At 72.5% G+C, this 20,200-nt stretch carries 17 protein-coding genes and 1 riboswitch; of the genes, 7 read left to right on the forward strand and 10 right to left on the reverse strand.

The features are described from left to right. Positions 1–39: 39 nt before the first annotated feature. The 3 genes from Sru02f_RS28810 to Sru02f_RS28820 form a co-directional block, all read right to left on the reverse strand. Positions 40–792 carry a M23 family metallopeptidase gene (locus Sru02f_RS28810; RefSeq protein WP_109029902.1) on the reverse strand — a complete coding sequence of 251 codons (753 nt, stop codon included), beginning with the start codon at positions 790–792 and terminating at the stop codon, positions 40–42. A 12-nt stretch (positions 793–804) separates the two neighbouring features. Then, positions 805–969: riboswitch (cyclic di-AMP (ydaO/yuaA leader) on the reverse strand. 191 nt (positions 970–1,160) lie between these two features. Further along, positions 1,161–2,549: a M16 family metallopeptidase gene (locus tag Sru02f_RS28815; RefSeq protein ID WP_109029903.1), complete on the reverse strand. Its 1,389-nt coding sequence runs from the start codon at positions 2,547–2,549 to the stop codon at positions 1,161–1,163. Then, complete coding sequence (locus tag Sru02f_RS28820) at positions 2,546–3,898, reverse strand: M16 family metallopeptidase (RefSeq protein WP_109029904.1); 1,353 nt, start codon at positions 3,896–3,898, stop codon at positions 2,546–2,548. The genes Sru02f_RS28815 and Sru02f_RS28820 overlap by 4 nt, the downstream gene beginning before the upstream one ends. Before the next feature lie 335 nt (positions 3,899–4,233). Between Sru02f_RS28820 and Sru02f_RS28825 the strand changes: the two genes are divergently transcribed. Further along, positions 4,234–6,690: a DNA gyrase/topoisomerase IV subunit A gene (locus tag Sru02f_RS28825; RefSeq protein ID WP_109029905.1), complete on the forward strand. Its 2,457-nt coding sequence runs from the start codon at positions 4,234–4,236 to the stop codon at positions 6,688–6,690. A 160-nt stretch (positions 6,691–6,850) separates the two neighbouring features. On the opposite strand, the gene Sru02f_RS28830 is transcribed toward Sru02f_RS28825, so the two are convergent. Continuing rightward, a complete protein-coding gene (locus Sru02f_RS28830) occupies positions 6,851–7,948 on the reverse strand; it encodes a CobW family GTP-binding protein (protein WP_109029906.1) in 1,098 nt (365 codons plus the stop codon). Positions 7,949–8,266: 318 nt separating this feature from the next. Between Sru02f_RS28830 and Sru02f_RS28835 the strand changes: the two genes are divergently transcribed. Further along, positions 8,267–8,818 carry a DUF6082 family protein gene (locus tag Sru02f_RS28835; RefSeq protein WP_167469333.1) on the forward strand — a complete coding sequence of 184 codons (552 nt, stop codon included), beginning with the start codon at positions 8,267–8,269 and terminating at the stop codon, positions 8,816–8,818. Positions 8,819–8,968: 150 nt separating this feature from the next. After that, positions 8,969–9,205, forward strand: coding sequence for a hypothetical protein (locus tag Sru02f_RS28840; RefSeq protein WP_003973188.1), 237 nt, complete (start codon positions 8,969–8,971; stop codon positions 9,203–9,205). A gap of 141 nt (positions 9,206–9,346) precedes the next feature. Here the strand turns inward: Sru02f_RS28840 and Sru02f_RS28845 are convergent, their stop codons facing one another. Then, the gene (locus Sru02f_RS28845; RefSeq protein WP_109029908.1) at positions 9,347–10,519 is read right to left on the reverse strand and encodes a citrate synthase/methylcitrate synthase; all 1,173 of its coding nucleotides are present in this window, start codon (positions 10,517–10,519) and stop codon (positions 9,347–9,349) included. A gap of 124 nt (positions 10,520–10,643) precedes the next feature. Here Sru02f_RS28845 and Sru02f_RS28850 point away from each other — a divergent pair, with 124 nt between their 5' ends. The 4 genes from Sru02f_RS28850 to Sru02f_RS28865 all read left to right on the forward strand — a co-directional run bounded on the left by Sru02f_RS28850 (position 10,644) and on the right by Sru02f_RS28865 (position 15,339). Then, positions 10,644–11,909, forward strand: a complete 1,266-nt coding sequence (locus tag Sru02f_RS28850) for a citrate synthase (RefSeq protein WP_109029909.1) — start codon at positions 10,644–10,646, stop codon at positions 11,907–11,909. A gap of 54 nt (positions 11,910–11,963) precedes the next feature. After that, positions 11,964–12,908, forward strand: coding sequence for a sucrase ferredoxin (locus Sru02f_RS28855; protein ID WP_109030011.1), 945 nt, complete (start codon positions 11,964–11,966; stop codon positions 12,906–12,908). A gap of 83 nt (positions 12,909–12,991) precedes the next feature. Then, positions 12,992–14,662, forward strand: a complete 1,671-nt coding sequence (locus Sru02f_RS28860) for an ATP-binding protein (protein ID WP_164276208.1) — start codon at positions 12,992–12,994, stop codon at positions 14,660–14,662. Further along, complete coding sequence (locus Sru02f_RS28865; RefSeq protein ID WP_109029910.1) at positions 14,659–15,339, forward strand: response regulator; 681 nt, start codon at positions 14,659–14,661, stop codon at positions 15,337–15,339. Before Sru02f_RS28860 ends, Sru02f_RS28865 begins: the two co-directional genes overlap by 4 nt. A gap of 36 nt (positions 15,340–15,375) precedes the next feature. Here the strand turns inward: Sru02f_RS28865 and Sru02f_RS28870 are convergent, their stop codons facing one another. From Sru02f_RS28870 to Sru02f_RS28890, 5 genes are all read right to left on the reverse strand, one after another. Next, positions 15,376–16,968 (reverse strand): solute symporter family protein, encoded by a 1,593-nt coding sequence (locus Sru02f_RS28870; protein WP_109029911.1) that lies wholly within the window; start codon positions 16,966–16,968, stop codon positions 15,376–15,378. Then, on the reverse strand, positions 16,965–17,543 hold the full coding sequence (locus tag Sru02f_RS28875) for a DUF485 domain-containing protein (protein WP_109030013.1): 579 nt from the start codon (positions 17,541–17,543) through the stop codon (positions 16,965–16,967). Before Sru02f_RS28875 ends, Sru02f_RS28870 begins: the two co-directional genes overlap by 4 nt. A 69-nt stretch (positions 17,544–17,612) precedes the next feature. Beyond that, on the reverse strand, positions 17,613–18,296 hold the full coding sequence (locus Sru02f_RS28880; protein ID WP_109029912.1) for a response regulator: 684 nt from the start codon (positions 18,294–18,296) through the stop codon (positions 17,613–17,615). Next, positions 18,293–19,447, reverse strand: a complete 1,155-nt coding sequence (locus Sru02f_RS28885) for a sensor histidine kinase (protein WP_109029913.1) — start codon at positions 19,445–19,447, stop codon at positions 18,293–18,295. Before Sru02f_RS28885 ends, Sru02f_RS28880 begins: the two co-directional genes overlap by 4 nt. After that, positions 19,444–19,968, reverse strand: a complete 525-nt coding sequence (locus Sru02f_RS28890) for a DUF1453 family protein (protein ID WP_109029914.1) — start codon at positions 19,966–19,968, stop codon at positions 19,444–19,446. The genes Sru02f_RS28885 and Sru02f_RS28890 overlap by 4 nt, the downstream gene beginning before the upstream one ends. Between the last annotated feature and the right edge of the window lie 232 nt (positions 19,969–20,200).

Genomic DNA, 20,200 nt, shown 5'->3' on the forward strand with positions numbered 1-20,200 from the left:
ATACAAAAAGCCCCGACTCGGGAAGCCGGGGCTTTTTCGTCAGACGTTCACTCCGTGGGAGCGGAGATAGGCGACGGGGTCCATGTCCGAGCCGTACTCGGGGCTGGTACGGGCCTCGAAGTGCAGGTGCGGTCCGGTGACGTTGCCGGTGGCACCCGAGACGCCGATCTGCTGGCCGGGCTCGACCGACTGGCCGACCGAGACGCCGATGGACGACAGGTGCCCGTACTGGGTGTACGTGCCGTCGTGCATCCTGATCACGACCTGGTTGCCGTACGCGCCGCCCCAGCCGGCCTCGACGACGGTGCCGACGCCCACGGAGTGCACGGACGTGCCGCTGGAGGCGTGGAAGTCGATGCCGGTGTGGCTGCCGGAGGACCACAGGGAGCTGCCGGCCTGGTAGGCGGTGGAGACGTACGAGGCGGTGATCGGCGCGACGAAGGTGTTGAGGCGCTCGCGCTCCGCCTCCCGCGCGGCGCGCTCCTTGGCCTCGCGCGCCTCCTTGGCCGCCTCGGCCGCCCGCTCGCGGGCCGCCTCGCGGGCGGCGGCGTCCGCGGCCGCCTGCTTCTGGGCGAGGGCCTGGGCGTCGATCTCGTCGGCTATGGAGTCGCCGATGGTGACGACCGGGGTGAGCCCGGTCTGTTCCACCTCGGGCTCGGCGGCCAGCGCCGGAGCCGCGAGGGTGCCGACCACGCCGGTGGTGGCGAGGGCCGCGACACCCGCCGCGCGGGCGGTGGTGCGGTGCACCCGACTGGGACGGCGGTGCTTCCCGGTGGCGCGCGTGAACGCCATGTAGAGGCTTGTCCTTTCCTTCCCTCTCGCCTACCGGGTTAGCTGACGGGTTCGGAGGTGGAAGGTCTCCTACGGACCCCCTCGCGGTGCGCGCGGGCGTCCGATTCACCCCAGGGACTTCGATGGGTCCCCGGCTCCCCTGGCTCGCGCCGTACGGGGACTCGGCGATGACTGTCCGGTGCCGCGGATGCGGCGCACTGCCTGACGAACAGCCCGGACGACGCTAAACGCGGCTGCGTTCAATCCTCAAACGCAACAGGCTTTTTGTAGCGCACGCCACAGGGCAGACGAGCAACCACTCCCCCAATCCGGACAAACGGCGGCCCCGGTGACACACCGGTCACCGGGGCCGCCGCGCGCGCGTGCCGCTACTCGGCCGCCACCACGGTGACTTCGCCGATGCCGAGGGCCTCGACGGGCTCCTTGATCTGCGCCGCGTCGCCGACCAGGACCGTCACGAGACGGTCCACCGGGAAGGCGTTCACGACCGCCGCGGTGGCCTCCACGGTGCCCGTGGCGGCCAGTTGACGGTAGAGCGTGGCCTGGAAGTCGTCGGGCAGGTGCTGCTCGACCTGGTCGGCCAGCGTGCTCGCCACGGCCGCCGCCGTCTCGTACTTCAGCGGCGCCACGCCCACCAGGTTCTGCACGGCCACGTCGCGCTCGGCGTCGGTGAGCCCCTCCGCGGCCAGCTTGCGCAGCACCGTCCACAGGTCCTCCAGGGCGGGACCGGTGTTGGGGGTGTCGACGGATCCGCTGATGGCGAGCATCGCGGCGCCCGTGCCGTCCGGCGCGGAGCGCAGGACCTGGCCGAACGCCCGCACACCGTAGGTGTAGCCCTTCTCCTCGCGCAGGACGCGGTCCAGGCGCGAGGTGAGGGTGCCGCCCAGGCAGTAGGTGCCGAGCACCTGCGCGGGCCACACGCGGTCGTGCCGGTCGGCGCCGGTGCGGCCGATCAGCAGCTGCGTCTGGACGGCGCCGGGACGGTCCACGATGACGACCCGGCCCCGGTCGTCGGCGGTCACCGGGGGCACGGGACGCGGCTCGGCGGCCGAGCCGGTCCAGGCGCCCAGGGTGTCGCCGAGCAACGCGTCCAGGTCGACGCCGGTGAGGTCGCCGACGACCACCGCGGTGGCCGTGGCGGGGCGGACGTGCCGCTCGTAGAAGGCGCGTACGGCCGCCGCGTCGATGGCCTCGACCGTCTCCTCCGTGCCCTGGCGCGGGCGCGACATGCGCGCGTCGGCCGGGAACAGCTCCTTGGAGAGTTCCTTGGCGGCACGCCGGGAGGGGTTGGCCAGCTCGTGCGGGATCTCGTCGAGCCTGTTGCGCACCAGCCGTTCGACCTCGCCGTCCGCGAAGGCGGGCGCCCTGAGGGCGTCGGCGAGCAGGCCGAGTGCCTTGCCGAGGCGCGAGGCGGGCACCTCCAGGCTCAGCCGGACGCCGGGGTGGTCGGCGTGCGCGTCCAGGGTGGCGCCGCAGCGCTCCAGCTCGGCGGCGAAGTCCTCCGCGGAGTGCTTGTCGGTGCCCTCGGAGAAGGCGCGCGCCATGATGGTGGCGACGCCGTCGAGACCGGCCGGCTCGGCGTCCAGGGGGGCGTCGAGGAGCACCTCGACGGCGACGACCTGCTGGCCGGGGCGGTGGCAGCGCAGCACGGTGAGGCCGTTGTCGAGGCTGCCGCGCTCGGGGGCGGGGAACGCCCACGGCTTGGGCTCGCCGGCCTGCGGCTGGGCGTGGAATTCCATGGTGGCGAGCTCGGTCACTTGGCCGCCTCCTCGTTCTCGTCGGTGGCGTCGGTCTCGTCGGCGGGGGCGGTGGGCTCGTAGACGAGCACCGCGCGGTTGTCGGGGCGCAGGCGGGCCTTGGCGACCTCCTGGACCTCCTCCGCGGTCACCTCGAGCACCCGCTGCACGGCGGTGAGGGCGAGCTGCGGGTCGCCGAACAGGACGGCGTACCGGCACAGTTCGTCCGCGCGGCCGGCGACCGTGCCCAGGCGGTCCAGCCACTCGCGCTCGAGCTGGGCCTGGGCGCGCTCCATCTCCTCGGCCGTGGGGCCCTCCTCGGCGAAGCGGGCCAGCTCCTCGTCGATGGCCGTCTCGATGACCGGCACCTCGACGTCGCCGGACGTCTTCACGTCCAGCCAGCCCAGGGAGGGCGCCCCGGCGAGCCGGAGCAGGCCGAACCCGGCGGCGACGGCGGTGCGGTCGCGGCGGACGAGCCGGTTGTACAGGCGGGACGACTCGCCGCCGCCCAGGACGGTCAGGGCCAGGTCGGCCGCGTCGCACGCGCGCGTGCCGTCCTCCGGCAGGCGGTAGGCCGCCATCAGGGCGCGGGCCGGGACCTCCTCCTCGACGACCTCCCGCAGTTCCCCGCCCATGACGTCGGGCAGCGCGCCGTCCCGGGGCGGCTGCTTGCCGTCGTGCGAGGCGATGGAGCCGAAGTACTTCTCGATCCACGCGAGTGTCTGCTCGGGGTCGATGTCGCCGACGACCGAGAGCACCGCGTTGTTCGGCGCGTAGTAGGTGCGGAAGAACGCGCGCGCGTCCTCCAGGGTCGCCGCGTCCAGGTCTGCCATCGAGCCGATCGGCGTGTGGTGGTAGGGGTGGCCCTCCGGGTAGGCGAGGGCGGTCAGCTTCTCGAAGGCGGTGCCGTAGGGGACGTTGTCGTAGCGCTGGCGGCGTTCGTTCTTGACGACGTCCCGCTGGTTCTCCATCGACTCGTCGTCCAGGGCGGCGAGCAGGGAGCCCATGCGGTCGGCCTCCAGCCAGAGGGCGAGCTCCAGCTGGTGGGCGGGCATGGTCTCGAAGTAGTTGGTCCGCTCGAAGCTGGTGGTGCCGTTGAGCGAGCCGCCGGCGCCCTGCACCAGCTCGAAGTGGCCGTTGCCCTTGACCTGGGCGGAGCCCTGGAACATGAGGTGCTCGAAAAGGTGAGCCAGGCCGGTGCGCCCCTTGACCTCGTGGCGCGAGCCGACGTCGTACCAGAGGCACACCGCCGCGACCGGGGTCAGGTGGTCCTCGGAGAGCACCACGCGCAGGCCGTTGGCCAGGCGGTGCTCGGTCGCTGTCAGGCCGCCGGAGCCTGCCTGGGCTGTGGCCGTGTGACCCATGGGCATGTACGTCCCTTCGATCGCGAGATCCTGGTGGAGTCACTGGGTGAACCACCGGGTGGAATCCATGGGCGGAACTGCGGAATTCCGCCGGTCCTGCCACTGTATGCAAGCGTGCGGGCGGCCGGTGGAGTTCCCGGGCCTCGTACGCCGAGAGCGAGAACGCGGTTGACGGGCCGCCGGAGACGGCTGCGCGGACGGCACCCCGGGACGAGGGCGTACCCTGCGGGCAGCGCCGGGCCGGCAGCCCGTGACGGGTCCTGGTCGGTCGCTGTCAGTGCCGCAGTCCACAATGGACGGCGTCAGATCACCGTTCACGCTTCAGCAAGGAGCCGGCAGCGATGGCCCGCCGTAGTACGAAGACCCCGCCGCCCGACGACTCGTACGAGGAGAAGATCCTCGACATCGACGTCGTCGACGAGATGCAGGGCTCCTTCCTCGAGTACGCGTACTCGGTCATCTACTCCCGTGCGCTGCCGGACGCCCGCGACGGCCTCAAGCCGGTGCACCGGCGCATCGTCTACCAGATGAACGAGATGGGCCTGCGGCCCGAGCGCGGCTACGTGAAGTGCGCCCGCGTCGTCGGCGAGGTCATGGGCAAGCTGCATCCGCACGGCGACGCGTCGATCTACGACGCCCTGGTCCGCATGGCCCAGTCGTTCTCGATGCGGGTGCCGCTGGTGGACGGCCACGGCAACTTCGGCTCGCTGGGCAACGACGACCCGCCGGCCGCCATGCGGTACACCGAGTGCCGGATGGCCGAGGCCGCAGGCCTGATGACGGAGTCCATCGACGAGGACACCGTCGACTTCGCCCCGAACTACGACGGCCAGGAGCAGGAGCCGGTGGCCCTGCCCGCCGCCTTCCCGAACCTGCTGGTCAACGGCGCCTCGGGCATCGCGGTCGGCATGGCCACGAACATGCCGCCGCACAATCTGCGCGAGGTGATCGCGGCTGCCCGGCATCTGATCCGGTACCCGAACGCCGACCTGGACGCGCTGATGAAGCACGTGCCGGGCCCCGACCTGCCCACCGGCGGCCGCATCGTCGGCCTGCCCGGCATCCGGGACGCGTACGAGACGGGCCGCGGCACCTTCAAGATCCGCGCGACGGTGTCCGTGGAGACGGTGACGGCCCGCCGCAAGGGTCTCGTCGTCACCGAGCTGCCCTTCGCGGTCGGCCCGGAGAAGGTCATCTCGAAGATCAAGGACCTGGTCGGCGCGAAGAAGATCCAGGGCATCGCGGACGTCAAGGACCTCACCGACCGCGCCCACGGACTGCGCCTGGTCATCGAGATCAAGAACGGCTTCGTGCCCGAGGCGGTCCTGGAGCAGCTCTACAAGCTGACGGCCATGGAGGAGTCCTTCGGCATCAACAACGTCGCCCTGGTCGACGGCCAGCCCCTCACCCTGGGCCTCAAGGAGCTGCTGGAGGTCTATCTCGACCACCGCTTCACCGTCGTCAGGCGCCGCAGCGAGTTCCGCCGCAGCAAGAAGCGCGACCGGCTGCACCTGGTGGAGGGCCTGCTCACCGCCCTGGTCGACATCGACGAGGTCATCCGCCTCATCCGCTCCAGCGAGAACTCCGCGCAGGCCAAGCAGCGCCTGATGGAGCGGTTCTCTCTGAGCGACGTCCAGACTCAGTACATCCTGGACACGCCGCTGCGCCGGCTCACCAAGTACGACCGCATCGAGCTGGAGTCCGAGAAGGACCGGCTGAACGCCGAGATCGAGGAGCTGACCCGGATCCTCGACTCGGACGCGGAGCTGCGCAAGCTGGTCTCGGCCGAACTGGCGGCGGTGGCGAAGAAGTTCGGCACCGACCGGCGTACGACTCTGCTGGAGTCGAGCGGCGCCCCGGTCGCCGCCGTGCCGCTCCAGGTGGCGGACGACCCGTGCCGGGTGCTGCTGTCGTCGACGGGCCTGCTGGCCCGCACCGCGAACGACGAGCCTCTCGTCACGGAGGCCGGGGCCAAGCGCGTCAAGCACGATCTGATCGTCTCGGCGGTGCCGGCCACCGCGCGCGGCGAAGTGGGCGTGGTGACGTCCGGCGGGCGGCTGCTGCGGGTGAACGTGGTGGACCTGCCCCAGCTCCCGGAGGCGATGCCGACGCCGAATCTCGCGGGCGGCGCGCCGCTGGCCGAGTTCGTGTCCCTGGAGGACGACGAGGACGTCGTCTGCCTGACCACGCTGGACGAGTCCTCGCCGGGGCTGGCGCTCGGCACGGAACAGGGCGTCGTCAAGCGGGTGGTGCCCGACTACCCGTCCAACAAGGACGAGTTGGAGGTCATCACCCTCAAGGACGGCGACCGCATCGTCGGCGGGGTCGAGTTGCGCACCGGTGACGAGGACCTGGTCTTCATCACGGACGACGCGCAGCTCCTGCGCTACCAGGCCTCGCAGGTCCGCCCACAGGGCCGTCCGGCGGGTGGCGTGGCGGGGGTCAAGCTCGCCGACGGGGCCAAGGTCATCTCCTTCACGGCGGTGGACCCGGCTATGGACGCGGTGGTCTTCACGGTGGCCGGATCGCGCGGCACGCTGGACGACTCCGTGCAGACCACGGCCAAGCTCACGCCGTTCGACCAGTACCCGCGCAAGGGTCGCGCCACGGGCGGGGTGCGCTGCCAGCGGTTCCTGAAGGGCGAGGACTGCCTGGCCTTCGCCTGGGCGGGCGCCACCCCGGCCCTCGCCGCACAGAAGAACGGCACACCGGCCCAGCTCCCGGACACCGACCCGCGCCGCGACGGCTCGGGCGTGTCGCTGCCCAAGACGGTGTCGGTGGTGGCGGGCCCGGTCTAGGGGCTGTCTGACAGTTCGCGTCGTCGCCCGAAGGGCGGCCGCGCGGCGTCAGGTGCGTGCTCTCGGTGGTCCGGCCCCAGACCCGCGTACTGGCCGTACTCGGGTCTGGGGCCGGTGCGGCGAGAGTGCGTGCATGGCGTCGCGCGGCAGACGGGAATCGTCAGACAGGCCCGGGGCCGTCCGGCGGCTCCTCGCCGTTGGCCACGTAACGCAGGACGCCCCACATGCCGTGTTCGTCGGCGGGTGGGGCGTCGGCGTCCCGGCGGCACGCGTCGAGTTCCTCGCCGAGGGCCGCCGCGTCGATCCCGGAGCCGATGAGGACGAGCTGGGTACGGCCGGCCTCCGGGGCGCCGGACGCGCCGGCGGCACCGGCCGGGGTCCAGGGCTCCGGGTAGAAGCGCAGGAAGCGTCCGACGGCGTGGACTGCGTACCGGTTCCGCGGGTCGTACGGGCCGAAGTCGACGTACCCCTTGATCCGGTACAGGCCCTCGGGACGGCTGTCGAGGAAGCGCATGAGCCGGCGCGGGTCGAGCGGGACGCCGGAGACGAACGACAGGGTGTCGTAGGCGGCGTGCAGGTGATCGGCTTGTGCGCCGCCCTCGGAGTGGTCGTGCAGGTCGTCGAAGGACAGCTGCCCCACGCGCTCCTCGCTGGGCCGGCAGTCGTAGAGGAACTCGGGGTCGATACGGCCGTAGGTCGCCGGGACGACGGCGGCGCCGTCCACGAGCGAGTGCACCAGGCCGAGCACCCGCTCGGCGTCGGTGGCCCGGTCCGTCTTGTTGACCACGACCAGGTCGGCGAGGGCCAGGTGCCGGTCGATCTCGGGGTGCCTGGCGCGGGTGTCGTCGAACTCGGCGGCGTCGACGACCTCGACCAGCCCGCCGTACACGATCCCCGGTTGCTCGCTGGCCAGCAGCATGCGTACCAGTTCCTGCGGTTCGGCGAGGCCGCTGGCCTCGATGACGATGACGTCGATGCCGGCCTCGGGACGGGCGAGCCGCGCCAGGTACCCGTCCAGTTCGCTCGCGTCGACGGCACAGCACAGGCATCCGTTGCCCAGCGACACGGTGGAGTCGCCGAGGGCTCCAGCGACGGCCATCGCGTCGATCTCGATCGATCCGAAGTCGTTGACGACGGCGCCGATCCGGCTGCCTCCGCTGCGGTGGAGGAGGTGGTTGAGCAGGGTGGTCTTCCCGGACCCGAGGAATCCGGCGAGCACGACGACCGGGATCTGCTGCGGAGTCGAGCGCTGCCCCACCGTGCGACCTCTCTCTCACCCATGCGTACGCCGGCCCGCGCCAGGGCGTACACCCACGTACGGAATTGCCTGCTCAGGATACGAGCCGGCGGAGTACCCGCGGAGTGAACGATTGTTAGCAGCACTTGGTGGGCAGACGTTTTCCAAGGCGCCGGACCGTGCGACCCTCGCTTCCCTCCGTGCGCCTCCTCTCCGCCTCCCCGTCGATCAGCGCCGCTCGGCACCCTGGAGGTGGCAGCACCAAACATCGCTCGCCGGTCCCCGTCAGCCGACCCGCACTCGACGACCGGCGGGCGGTCGCCTGATTCGGGGGTTGACATGGTCACACGGAAGAAGGTCACGGGGAGGTTCGGCTCCGCCGCGGCCGGGATGTTGCTGGCCACGGCCGGGATATCGCTCGCCGCGCGCCGGCAGCGGCGCGAGGCAGCGCATATGCACGAACGGCTGCTGGAACTGGAGGAGCTGGCCATCCGGCGCCAGTCGTTGGCACATCAGCAGCGCATGCACTGGGAGTTGCTCACCAGGGCCATCGACGATCCGTCGCTCGCCGAAGTCATCGACACCTACGACAAGAGCATCCCGGCCGAGCGGCGGCGCCAGTTCTTCTATGCGAATGCCTGGTACGTCAACCTCTACCACGTGCACCGTGCGGGGCTCCTGGACCAGGAAGGGCTGCAGGGGCGCCTCAGGGAGTTCTTCCAGAGCCCGGTCTTCCGCGAGTACTGGGAGGCGACGAGGAACATGCGCGCCGCCTTGGACCAGAACTCCGACGAAGCCCGGCTGGGGCTGGTGGTCGACGCTCTGGCCAAGGACTTCGAGGACGCCGACACGGACGAATGGTGGGTGGTCGGGACGCCTCCCCACGACTGAGGGTCGCCTGCTCCGAACGGGGGCCATACCGTCAACCTCAAGGAGCAACAGGGGACTTCCGAGGCCCCGTCGGTCACACGGGCCACTCGGCACCCAGTAGCGTGGGGACTCATCAATCTGCCAGCAACCTTGCCCATAAGGACCGGTACCTTGAAGATCGTGCGCCGCATCGGTGTGCCTCCCAGCGCTCGTGGCAGTACCACGGGATCCACCTGCCCCGACCTGTTCGAACTGAGTGACGGCAACTTCGCCGTCATCGGCACCGAGGCCACCGAGGCGCTGGAGCGTGAGCTGCCCGCCGACGCCGCCAGGGCCGACTACGAACGCATCGTGGTCATCAGCCGGGAGACCCTCATCCGGGCCAAGGCGGACATCCCCGACGCCTGACTTCACCCGCGCCGTCGGCCGTACCCCACCGCCGACGACGCACGGACCCCCACCACCGGCGAGCAACCCGGCACCCCGTCCTTGCTCGACGCTCCCCCGACCAGGCCTGGCGCCCGAACGGCACCAGGCCGCTCGTGTTTCTCAGGCCGCCGCCGGGACTCCGACCGGCGCCCCCGGCCCCACATACCGCGCCGCCGGACGGATGATCTTGGAGTCGGACGCCTGCTCCAGAATGTTGGCGCTCCAGCCCACCACCCGTGCCGCCGCGAACGTGGGAGTGAACATCTCGCGGGGCAGGCCGCACAGTTCCATGACCACGCCCGCGTAGAACTCGACGTTGGTGTGCAGTTCGCGTCCCGGCTTCAGCTCCGCGAGGATCGCCTCGACCTGCCGCTCCACCTCGACGGCGAACTCCACGCGCGGCCCGCCGAAGCCCCGCGCCACCTCACGCAGCATCCGTGAGCGCGGGTCCTCCGTGCGGTAGACGGCGTGGCCGAAGCCCATGATGCGGTCACCGGCGAGTACCCGCTCGCGGATCCACGCGTCGATGCGATCGGGCGTGCCGATCGCGTCCAGGGTGTCCAGCGCCCGGCTGGGCGCGCCGCCGTGCAGCGGGCCGGACAACGCCGACACCGCTCCGGCCAGGCAGGCCGCGACGTCCGCACCCGTCGACGCGATGACCCGCGCGGTGAAGGTCGACGCGTTGAACCCGTGGTCGATGGTGGAGATCAGGTACTGCTCGATCGCCCGGGTGCGCGCCTCGTCCGGCTCCTGGCCGGTCAACATGTACAGGTAGTTCGCGGCGAACGAGAGGTCCTCGCGCGGCTCCACCGGCTCGAGCCCCCGCCCCAACCGGTGCAGCGCGGTCAGCAGCGTCGGTACGGCCGCGGCGGCCACCAGGGTGTCCTGCCGACGCTGGTCGACCGACAGGTCGTACACCGGCCGGAAGCCCAGGGCCGCGCCCAGCAGGGACAGGCCGGTGCGCATGCCGGCGAGCGGACCGGAGCGTCCGCCGGCCTCGGCGATGGCGGGCAGGGCGGCGCGCACCGCGTCGGGGAGCCGCCGCAGCGCCGCGGTCTCGGCGGCGAAGGCGGCCCCGGTTCGCGCGTCGGGGAGTTCCCCGTGGACCAGGAGGTGCCAGACGTCCTCGAAGCCGCGACTCCGGGCGAGTTCGACGGCCGAGTACTGGCGGTAGTGGTAGAACCCCTCGAGTCCCCGTACATCGCCGACCTCGGTTTCGGCCACCACGACACCGGCGAGCCCGCGCGGCACCTCGACGGGCGTCGCCGCGGCTGCGGTTCTGTTGACGGACATGATTACCTCCTTGAACTTGACTCAACTGTCCATACTTGACTACAGCTCTGTCAATATTGATTCAATCAATGCATAATATTGCGGCGACTCAACACGGACCGCCTCCGATCGATACGGTGACCTCATGCGCGATCACGAGCCCGACCACCCCGCAGACAGCGAGCGGCGCCTGACCACCAGGGAGGCGGCCGAACTGCTCGGGGTGAAGCCCGAGACCGTGTACGCGTACGTCAGCCGCGGCCAGCTCGGCAGCCGACGCGCGCCCGGCTCCCGGGGCAGCACCTTCGACGCCGACGAGGTGCGGGCCCTCGCCCGGCGCAACCGGCGCGACGGCGGCACCAACCCGGCCTCGGCCGCCGGTCAGGAGCTGACCGTGCGCACCCGCCTCACGCTCATCGAGAACGACCGGTTCTCCTACCGGGGCGTCGACGCGGTCGAACTCGCCGCGCGCCACACCTACGAGGAGGTGGCCGAGTGGCTCTGGACCGGGGAGCTGCGCCCCGGCACCGCGTTCTCGGCCCCCGAGTCCTCCGTCGCCGTCGCCCGCCGGGCCGTCGACGCCCTGCCCGAACACGCCGGTCCCGCGGACCGGCTCCGTGTCGCGGCGATCGCCGCGGCGGTCACGGACCCGCTCCGCTTCGACCTGTCGGAGGACGCGGTGCTGGGCACGGCGCGCGTCCTCATCCCCACCCTCGTCGCCGCGCTTCCCCCCGTACTGCGCGACGGACACGACCGGGACCCGATCGCCCGCCGCCTGTGGACCCGGCTCAGCGGGCAGGAGCCCGACGAGCCGACGCTGCAGGCGCTGGACACGGCGCTCGGACTCCTCGTCGACCACGATCTGGCGGCCTCCACGCTCGCCGTGCGCGTCGCCGCGTCGGCGCGGGCGCACGCCTACGCCGCCGTCTCCGCCGGGCTCGGCGTGATCGAGGGACCGCTGCACGGCGCCGCCGGGGGACTGGCGCACCGGATGCTGCTGGAGGTTCTCGACCTGGGCAGCGCGGCCCCGGTGGTCGCGGAGGAGTTGCGGGCCGGCCGGCGCATCCCGGGGCTCGGCCACCGGCTCTACCCCGGTGAGGACCCGCGCGCGCGTGCCCTGTTCGCGCTCCTGGAGGACGTGCCCCGGGCGGCGCCCGCGCTCGCGGCGGCCCGGGACGTCCAGGCCACCGCCGCCCGCCACACCCCGCTGCACGCCAATGTCGACCTGGCGCTCGCCGCGCTCACCGTGTCCTCCGGCATGGCCTCCACCGCGGCCGAGACGATCTTCGCGGTGGCCCGTACGGCGGGCTGGATCGCGCACGCCCTGGAGGAGTACGGGGAGCGCCCGCTGCGGATGCGGCCGAGTGGGCTGTACTCGGGGCCGAGGCCCCCGCGGCCGCTGCCGGAGTAGCGCGCAGGCGCGGCTGGAGGCCGCCGCGGGCCAAGTCAGGTTAGGCTCACCTCTGTGAGTACGTGCTCAACCGCCTCCCGGGACCTCGACGAGCCCGTTTCGGGCACCGCACCCGTCGCGAGGACCTGGTTGCTGCTCGAACAGCCCGGCCCGTGGGGCGCCAAGGCGCTCACTTCGAGCCACCTGGACCCCGCGCTGGGGCGCGCCCTCGACGCGGCGGCAAAGGGGACGGGTGTACGCATCGCGCTCGTGCGGCGTCCCGGGCGCCACGCGGACCGGGGCACGACCGCCGCACGCAGGGTGTACGCGGCCCACACCGTGCCGGGAAACGTGTGGCTGCACGGCACCACCCTCAAGGACCCCCGCCGGCTGCTCGGCCTCGATTTCGCGGCGCTCGGCCGGGGCGACCACCGCGCCTTCGACTCGGTGCTGGACGGCCGCCCCCACACGGGCGATCCGCTCGCCCTCGTCTGCACCAACGGCAAGCGCGACCGGTGCTGCGCCCTCCTGGGCAGGCCCCTGGCGGCCGAACTCGCCGCCTCCGGAGCCCACGGCGTCTGGGAGGTCACCCACCTGGGCGGGCACCGCTTCTCTCCGACCGTGCTCGTGCTGCCCCACGGATACGTCTACGGCCGGGTCCAGGCGCACACCGTCAAGGAGATCCTGCACGGCGCGCGGGAGGACCGGATCGTCGTCGAGGGCTGCCGCGGGAACTCCGCGTGGGACCGCCCCGGCCAGGCGGCCGAGCTGGCCCTGCGATCGGCCCTCGGCGAGGACAAGGCCCAGGCACTGACCGTCGTACGGACGGACGGCGCCGCACCGCGCTGGGAGGTGACCCTGGCGCACCGCGACGGCCGGCACTGGCGGGTCACCGTCGTACAAGGGGCGTCCGTGCCGCCGCGACCGGAGAGCTGCGCGGCGTCGGTACTGGGCTCGCCGGCGCGGATGGAGGTCACGGCGGTGCACGCCCTGCCGGTGACGGCGGCACTGGCGAGCTGACCCCACGGGCGACGCACGCCCCGGGGGAGATACGTGCCACACCCCGCTACGGCATCCCACCGGCCCCACGTACCGTCATGGCCATGAGCTCCACTCCCCCCGTCCGCCGACTGCGCCTGGGCCTGCCGCGGCGGGTGTTCTCACAGGTGCTGCTGATGCAGCTGGCGATCGCCGCGGGCGTCGCGGTACTCGCGACCGGGCTGTTCCTGGCGCCGCTCGGCGACCAGCTGGACGACCAGGCGATGCGCCGGGCGCTGGCGATCGCGCAGACCACCGCGCAGCAGCCGCAGGTCGTGCGGGACCTGCGTACCACCCGGCCGACGGCGAACGGCCCGGTGCAGCGGGAGGCGGAGCGGGTCCGGGAGGCCACCAGGGCGGAGTACGTGGTCGTGATGGACCGGCAGGGCGTGCGCTGGTCGCACACGGACCCGGAGCGCATCGGCGAGGTCGTCTCGACCGACCCTGGGCAGGCTCTGGCCGGACGCGAGGTCATGGAGATCGACGACGGCACCCTGGGCCGCTCCGCCCGCGGGAAGGTGCCCCTGCGCGACGGCGACGGCGAGATCGTCGGGGCGGTCTCGGTGGGCATCGCCTACGACAGCGTCCGGGCGCGGCTGATCCATGCCATTCCCGGTCTGTTCGCGTACGCCGGTGGCGCGCTGGCCGTCGGCGCCCTGGCCTCCTGGATCATCTCGCGCCGGGTGCAGCGGCAGACCCGGGACCTGGCCTTCTCCGACATCGCGGGGCTGCTGGCGGAGCGGGAGGCCATGCTGCACGGCATCCGGGAGGGCGTCGTCGCCCTCGACCGGGGCGGCCGGGTGCGCCTGCTCAACGACGAGGCGCAGCGCCTGCTCGGCATCGGCGGCGAGGCCGTCGGCCGCTCCCCCGACGAGGCGCTCGGCGCGGGACGCACGGCCGACGTGCTGGCCGGCCGGGTGACCGGCACCGACCTGCTGACCGTGCGCGGCCAGCGGGTCCTGGTCGCCAACCGGATGCCCACCGACGACGGCGGGGCCGTGGCCACACTGCGCGACCGTACCGAGCTGGAGCAGCTCGGCCGGGAGCTGGACTCCACGCGCGGCCTGATCGACGCGCTGCGCGCCCAGGACCACGAACACGCCAACCGCATGCACACCCTGCTGGGCCTGCTCGAACTGGAGATGTACGACGACGCCGTGGAGTTCGTCGGCGAGGTGGTCGGCGACCACCGGGTCACCGCGGAGCAGATCACCGAGCGGATCCACGACCCCCTGCTCGCCGCCCTGCTGGTCGGCAAGGCCACCGTCGCGGCCGAACGGGGAGTCGCCCTGTGGGTCTCGGACCGGACGCGGCTGCCGGACCGGCTGGTCGATCCGCGGGGGCTCGTCACGATCGTCGGCAACCTGGTCGACAACGCGCTCGACGCCGCCGCGGGGACAGCGCACGCGCGCGTGGAGGTCGAACTGCGGGCCGAGGGGCGCGCCGCCACGCTCACGGTGCGCGACACGGGGCCCGGGATCGCGGCGGACCATCGTGAGCTGGTGTTCGCCGCGGGCTGGTCCACCAAGGAGCCGCCCGCCCACCGCGAGCGCGGCATCGGACTGCCACTGGTGCGCCGCCTGGCCGAGCGGCAGGGCGGCACCGCGACCGTCGGGGAGGCGTACGGCGGGGGCGCGGAGTTCGTCGTCGTCCTCCCGGAGGCGCTGACCGAGGCGGCCCCGGAACCCGCCTTCACCGCCCCCGTGACCACCGCTGCCGAGGAGGAGTCCCGATGATCGAGGTCCTGGTCGTGGACGACGACACGCGCGTCGCGCGCGTCAACGCCGCGTACGTCGAGAAGGTGCCGGGCTTCCACGTCGCCGGTGAGGCGCACAGCGCGCTGGAGGCACTGGACGCGGTGGAGCGGCTGCCCCGCCTGGACCTGATCCTGCTGGACCACTACCTGCCCGACCGGACCGGTCTGGAGGTCGTCCAGGAGATGCGGCGACGGGGACGCCAGACCGACGTGATCATGGTGACGGCCGCCCGGGACGTGTCGACCGTGCAGGCGGCGATGCGCCAGGGGGCACTCCAGTACCTGGTGAAACCGTTCGCCTTCGCCGGTCTGCGCGCCAAACTGCAGGCGTACGCCGAACTGCGCCGCACCCTCGACGGGGGCGGCGAGGCCGAACAGGCCCAGGTCGACCGGATCTTCGGCGCCCTGTCGGCACCCTCCGAACCCGGGCTCCCCAAGGGCCACTCCCCCGCCACCGCCGAGTCGGTGCGCCAGTGCCTGCTGACGGCCGACGGACCGCTCTCCGCCCAGGAGATCGCCGAACGGACCGGCGTGAGCCGCCAGACCGCGCAGCGCTATCTGAAGCTGCTGGAACGCACCGGACGGGCCGTCCTGACCCTCAAGTACGGCGAGGCGGGCCGCCCCGAGCACCGTTACGCGTGGGCGACCCGCACCTGAGACGACCCCCGGCCTGCGGGAGCCCCCTCGCCGTCCCTACACGGCCCCCGCCCCGGTCAGCGACCGCACCTCGGTCTCGGCGTGCCTGGCCTCGTCCGGGACCTCCGGGGAGGTCACCGTGCCCAGCCAGCCGGCGACGAAGCCGAGCGGGATCGAGACGAGGCCCGGGTTCTGCAACGGGAAGTACTGGAAGTCCAGGTCCGGGAAGAGCGACTGCGGGCTGCCGGAGACCACCGGGGACAGCAGCACGAGCACCACGGACGGCACCAGACCGCCGTAGACCGCCCAGACCGCGCCGCGCGTGGTGAAGCCGCGCCAGAACAGCGAGTAGAGCAGCACCGGCAGGTTGGCGGAGGCGGCCACGGCGAAGGCGAGGCCCACCAGGAAAGCGACGTTCAGGTCGCGGGCGAGCAGACCGAGCCCGATCGCCACGGCGCCGATGCCGACGGCGGCGACCCGCGCCACGGCGACCTCGCTGCGCGGCTTTGAGCGGCGGCGCCGCAGGGACGCGTACAGGTCGTGGGCCACGGACGCCGAGGACGCCAGGGTGATGCCGGCCACCACCGCGAGGATGGTGGCGAACGCGACGGCGGCCACGACGGCGAACAGGACCGTCCCGCCGGTGGACTGCGCGCCGCCGCCCAGATCGAGGGCGAGGAGCGGCACCGCCGTGTTCCCGGCGGCGTTGGACGCACGCACGGCGTCCGGCCCGACCAGGGCGGCGGCACCGAATCCCAGCACGATCGTCATCAGGTAGAAGCCGCCGATGAGACCGATCGACCAGACCACGGACCGCCTCGCCGCCCGCGCGGTGGGCACGGTGTAGAAGCGGGACAGGATGTGCGGCAGCCCGGCCGTACCCAGGACCAGGGCGAGTCCCAGGCTGATGAAGTCGAAGCGGGCGACCCAGTCCCCGCCGTAGGCGAGGCCGGGCGCGAGGAACGCCTCACCGTGGCCACTGCGCTCGGCCGCCGTGCGCAGCAGCCGGTCGACGTCGCCGTGGAAGCGCACCAGGACGAGCGTGGTCAGCGCCACGGTGCCGCCGAGCAGCAGGACCGCCTTCACGATCTGGATCCAGGTGGTGGCGCGCATCCCGCCCAGCGACACGTAGATCACCATGAGGGCACCGACGCCGATGACGGTCCACGTCCGCGCCGCCTCGCTCGTCCCGCCCAGCAGCAGCGCGACCAGGCTGCCCGCGCCCACCATCTGCGCCACCAGGTACAGGACGGAGACGGTGACCGAGGAGGTCCCCGCTGCGATGCGCACCGGCCGCTCCCTCATCCGGGCGGCCACGACGTCGGCGAGGGTGAACCGGCCGCAGTTGCGGACCAGTTCGGCGACGAGGAACAGGACCACGAGCCAGGCCACCAGGAAGCCCACCGAGTAGAGCATGCCGTCGTAGCCGTTGAGCGCGATGAGCCCCGAGATACCGAGGAAGGATGCGGCCGACATGTAGTCGCCGGAGATGGCAAAACCATTCTCCATCGGCGAGAAGAGGCGTCCTCCGGCGTAGAACTCCTCGGCGGATCCCTGCCGGTGGCGGCCCACCCAGGTGGTGATCCCGAGGGTGACGGCGACGAACGTGCTGAACAGCAGCAGGGCCAGCGTCTGGTGGTCGTCCGTCATGACGCACCGCCTCGCACTCCGCGCGTCAGCTCCTGGGTGTCCCAGCGCAGTTCGAGCGCGGCCCGGTCCCTGCGCAGCCGGGCGTGGCGGGCGTAGGCCCAGGTGAGCAGGAACGTAGTGAGGAACTGCCCGAGCCCCGCGACCATCGCCACGTTCACCGCACCGGCCACCGGCCGGGCCATCAGGGCGGGCGCCGACGTGGCGGCCACCACGTAGGCGACGTACCAGAGGAAGAAGCCGGCGACCGCCGGCACCACGAACCTCCGGTACCGGCTGCGGACCTCCTGGAAGGCCTCGCTGCGCTGGACCTCCAGGTACACGTCGGCCGCGGCCCGGGGCGGCTCCGCCGGGGCTTTCCGGCGCATCGGTGGCACCGTCGGCTCGGGGGACGCGGGACCGGCCGACTCGCCCCAGCCGGAGGCGAGGGCGTCGTACCACGGGTCGTCGTACCGCGGGCCGTCGTACCCCGCCCCCTGGCCCGTCTCGACGTAGGCCCTGCCCGGCACGGCGCGGTGGTCGGCCGCGCATTCCGGACCGCCCCCGGCGCCGCGGGGCGGATCGTTGCTTGACTGCATGCCCAAGGATGGACAGAACGGGAAGATCCCCGACTCTTCTTCCCCGCGCGCTTCACCCCATCAGGTGATTCATCTCCCTGGTGGCCGCACCAGCCCCTTCCCATAGGCGTAACGCACCGCCTGTGCGCGGTCCTTGAGGCCCGTCTTGGCGAACAGGTTGTTGATGTGGGTCTTCACCGTGGCCGTGGAGACCCGCAGTCTGCTCGCGATCTGGTGGTTGCTGAGCCCCTCGGCGATGAGGACCAGCACCTCGGTCTCCCGGGTGGTGAGCCCGTCCGGGGGCTCGGGCGGTCCGGTCGGCCGCGGCTCGGACTCGGACAGCCACTCCAGCAGGCGTCGTTGGATGCTCGGCGACAGTCCCGCGTCTCCGGACAGCACGCTGTGCACCGCCCGGACGATCTCGTCCCCGCCCGCGTCCTTGGTGAGATAGCCACGCGCCCCCGCGTGCAACGCCGGGAACAGCGACTCGTCGTCCGCGTACGTCGTGAGTACGACGACCTGCGTCCCGGGGTGCTCGGACCGGATCCGACGGGTGGCCTCCACCCCGTCGCACCTGGGCATGCGCAGGTCCATCAGCACCACGTCCGGAGCGAGTTCGGCGACGAGCCGGACCGCCTCCTCGCCGTCACCGGCGGCGCCCACCACGTCCACGCCGGGCAGGAGTCCGAGCAGCATCACGATCCCCTCGCGCACCACGGTCTGGTCGTCCACGACCACCACCCGCGCGGGCCTCTTGCCGGACTCCTCACTCATACGGGCACCTTCAACGTCACCACGAACCCCTCCTCGCCCGGCCCTGCCCGCAGCGAACCGCCCAGCAGCTCGGCACGCTCCCGCATGCCCAGCAGACCGTACCCACCTCCGGTGCCGGTGTCTTCGCCGTGCGGGCCTCCCGAATCCCGCACGTCCAGCACCACTTCGTGGGCGGCGTAGTCCAGCCGCACCCGCACGCCGGCGCCGGGGGCGTGCCTGCGGGCGTTCGTCAGCGCCTCCTGGGCCACCCTGCGCACGGCCTGTGACGCCTCGGCCGGCAGTGGTCTGCGTTCGCCCGTAATGGTGACCTCTGCCGTGCCCCCCGCGGTCTTGACGAGCTGGGCCAGGAAGTCCTCCAGCGGCGTCAGGTCGCCGCGCAGCGCGGACAGCGCCTGCCGGGTCTCGGCGAGTCCGTCGCGGGCCATCCCCCGCGCCGCCACCACCCGGTCCAGGATCTGCTGCCGGTCCGCGTCCCGCTCGATGAGCAGTCGGGCCGCCTCCAGGTGCACCATCTGCGCCGAGAGGCTGTGCGCCAGCACGTCGTGGATCTCCCGGGCGATACGGGCCCGCTCCGCGAGTGCCGCGGTCTCCGCCTCGGCCGCCCGGGCGGCCCGCTCCTGGGTCAGCAGCCGCTGCGCGCTCCCCCGTGCCTCGGCGTCGAGTCGCAGGACGTATCCGGCGAGCACCAGTCCGCCCGCCGTCGCCACCGTGGTCAGCCATGCGTCGTCGCCGACCGCGGCGTAGCAGGCCAGCGCGACCGAGGCCACGGGCAGGGCGGCGGCGATGGGCAACCGCTCCAGGGCCACGACGGCGCAGCCGCACCAGATGACCAGTGCGGGGACACCGAAGCCGACGGACCGGGCCGCCACCGCGATCGCGAGCAGGACGACGACGAGTGCCAGGGACGGCCACAACCGGTGCGCGAGCGTGGTCCGGAAGAAGGCCCATGCCGCGCACACGGCGGCCACGAGGCCGACGGCCGCCGCGGCCGATCCCCATCCGTGCAGACGGCTGCTGGTGAACGCACCCCACAGCAGCATCCCGAACACCACCAGGCGCACCGCCCCGGTGAGAAGGCGGCGGGGCCTGGAGACTCTCTCGGGCAGGAGCGCCTCCCTGGAAGGCCACCTCGTCCAGATGCTCTCCGTCACGCGGGCTCCTTCCAGGCGGGCCGGGGCACGGCGTCACGGTACGCGGGACCGGGTGCTCCGACGGGGCGTGAGCCCTGAAGGCGCCAGGCCAGGACGCCGGACCGGACCAGCAGGGTCACCGCCAGGCCGAACAGCAGGGCGGAACCGTCCTGTCGCACTCCCAGGACCGCACCGATCCCGTAGAGGCCGGCGCGCAGCGCGATTCCGACGGCCCACACGGCGACGCTCGCCCTGGTGCCCCTGCTCCATACCGCGCCGTCGGCCTCCGCCCATATCCGGGTGGTCCAGGCCCACCCGGCCCCGGTGAGCAGACCGACGATCACCTCGGCGGCGAACAGCAGCAGGGCGGCCGTCTGGTGGTGGGCGTCGATCATGCCCGGTTGGCGCAGCGCGACGATGCCCAGCACCACGGGCAGCACCCACTGACGTCGGCCGGTGTCGATCCGGCTGGCGCGGAACTGCCGGGTGATCACCAGGCCGGCCACCGCCGTGACGACCAACGCGTCGAAGAGCCCGGACATCGTGCCTCCGTGAGCGGAAGAAGGGTGATGTCGGCGGAGTCCCGCCGACGCCTTCGACGTTACGGAAAGTGCGAGGTCACGGGATCGGAGCCCGGGTGGATCATGGGTGGAGTTCTGTCCGGCAGGGCACTCCACCCAGGGGTGGAGAGAACGACGGACCGCACACGACGGATGGCACACGACGGACCGCACACGTCGGACCGGGCCCGGTTCACGCTCCCGGGCCCGGTCC

Source organism: Streptomyces rubrogriseus (genome assembly GCF_027947575.1).
GTDB lineage: Bacteria > Actinomycetota > Actinomycetes > Streptomycetales > Streptomycetaceae > Streptomyces > Streptomyces rubrogriseus.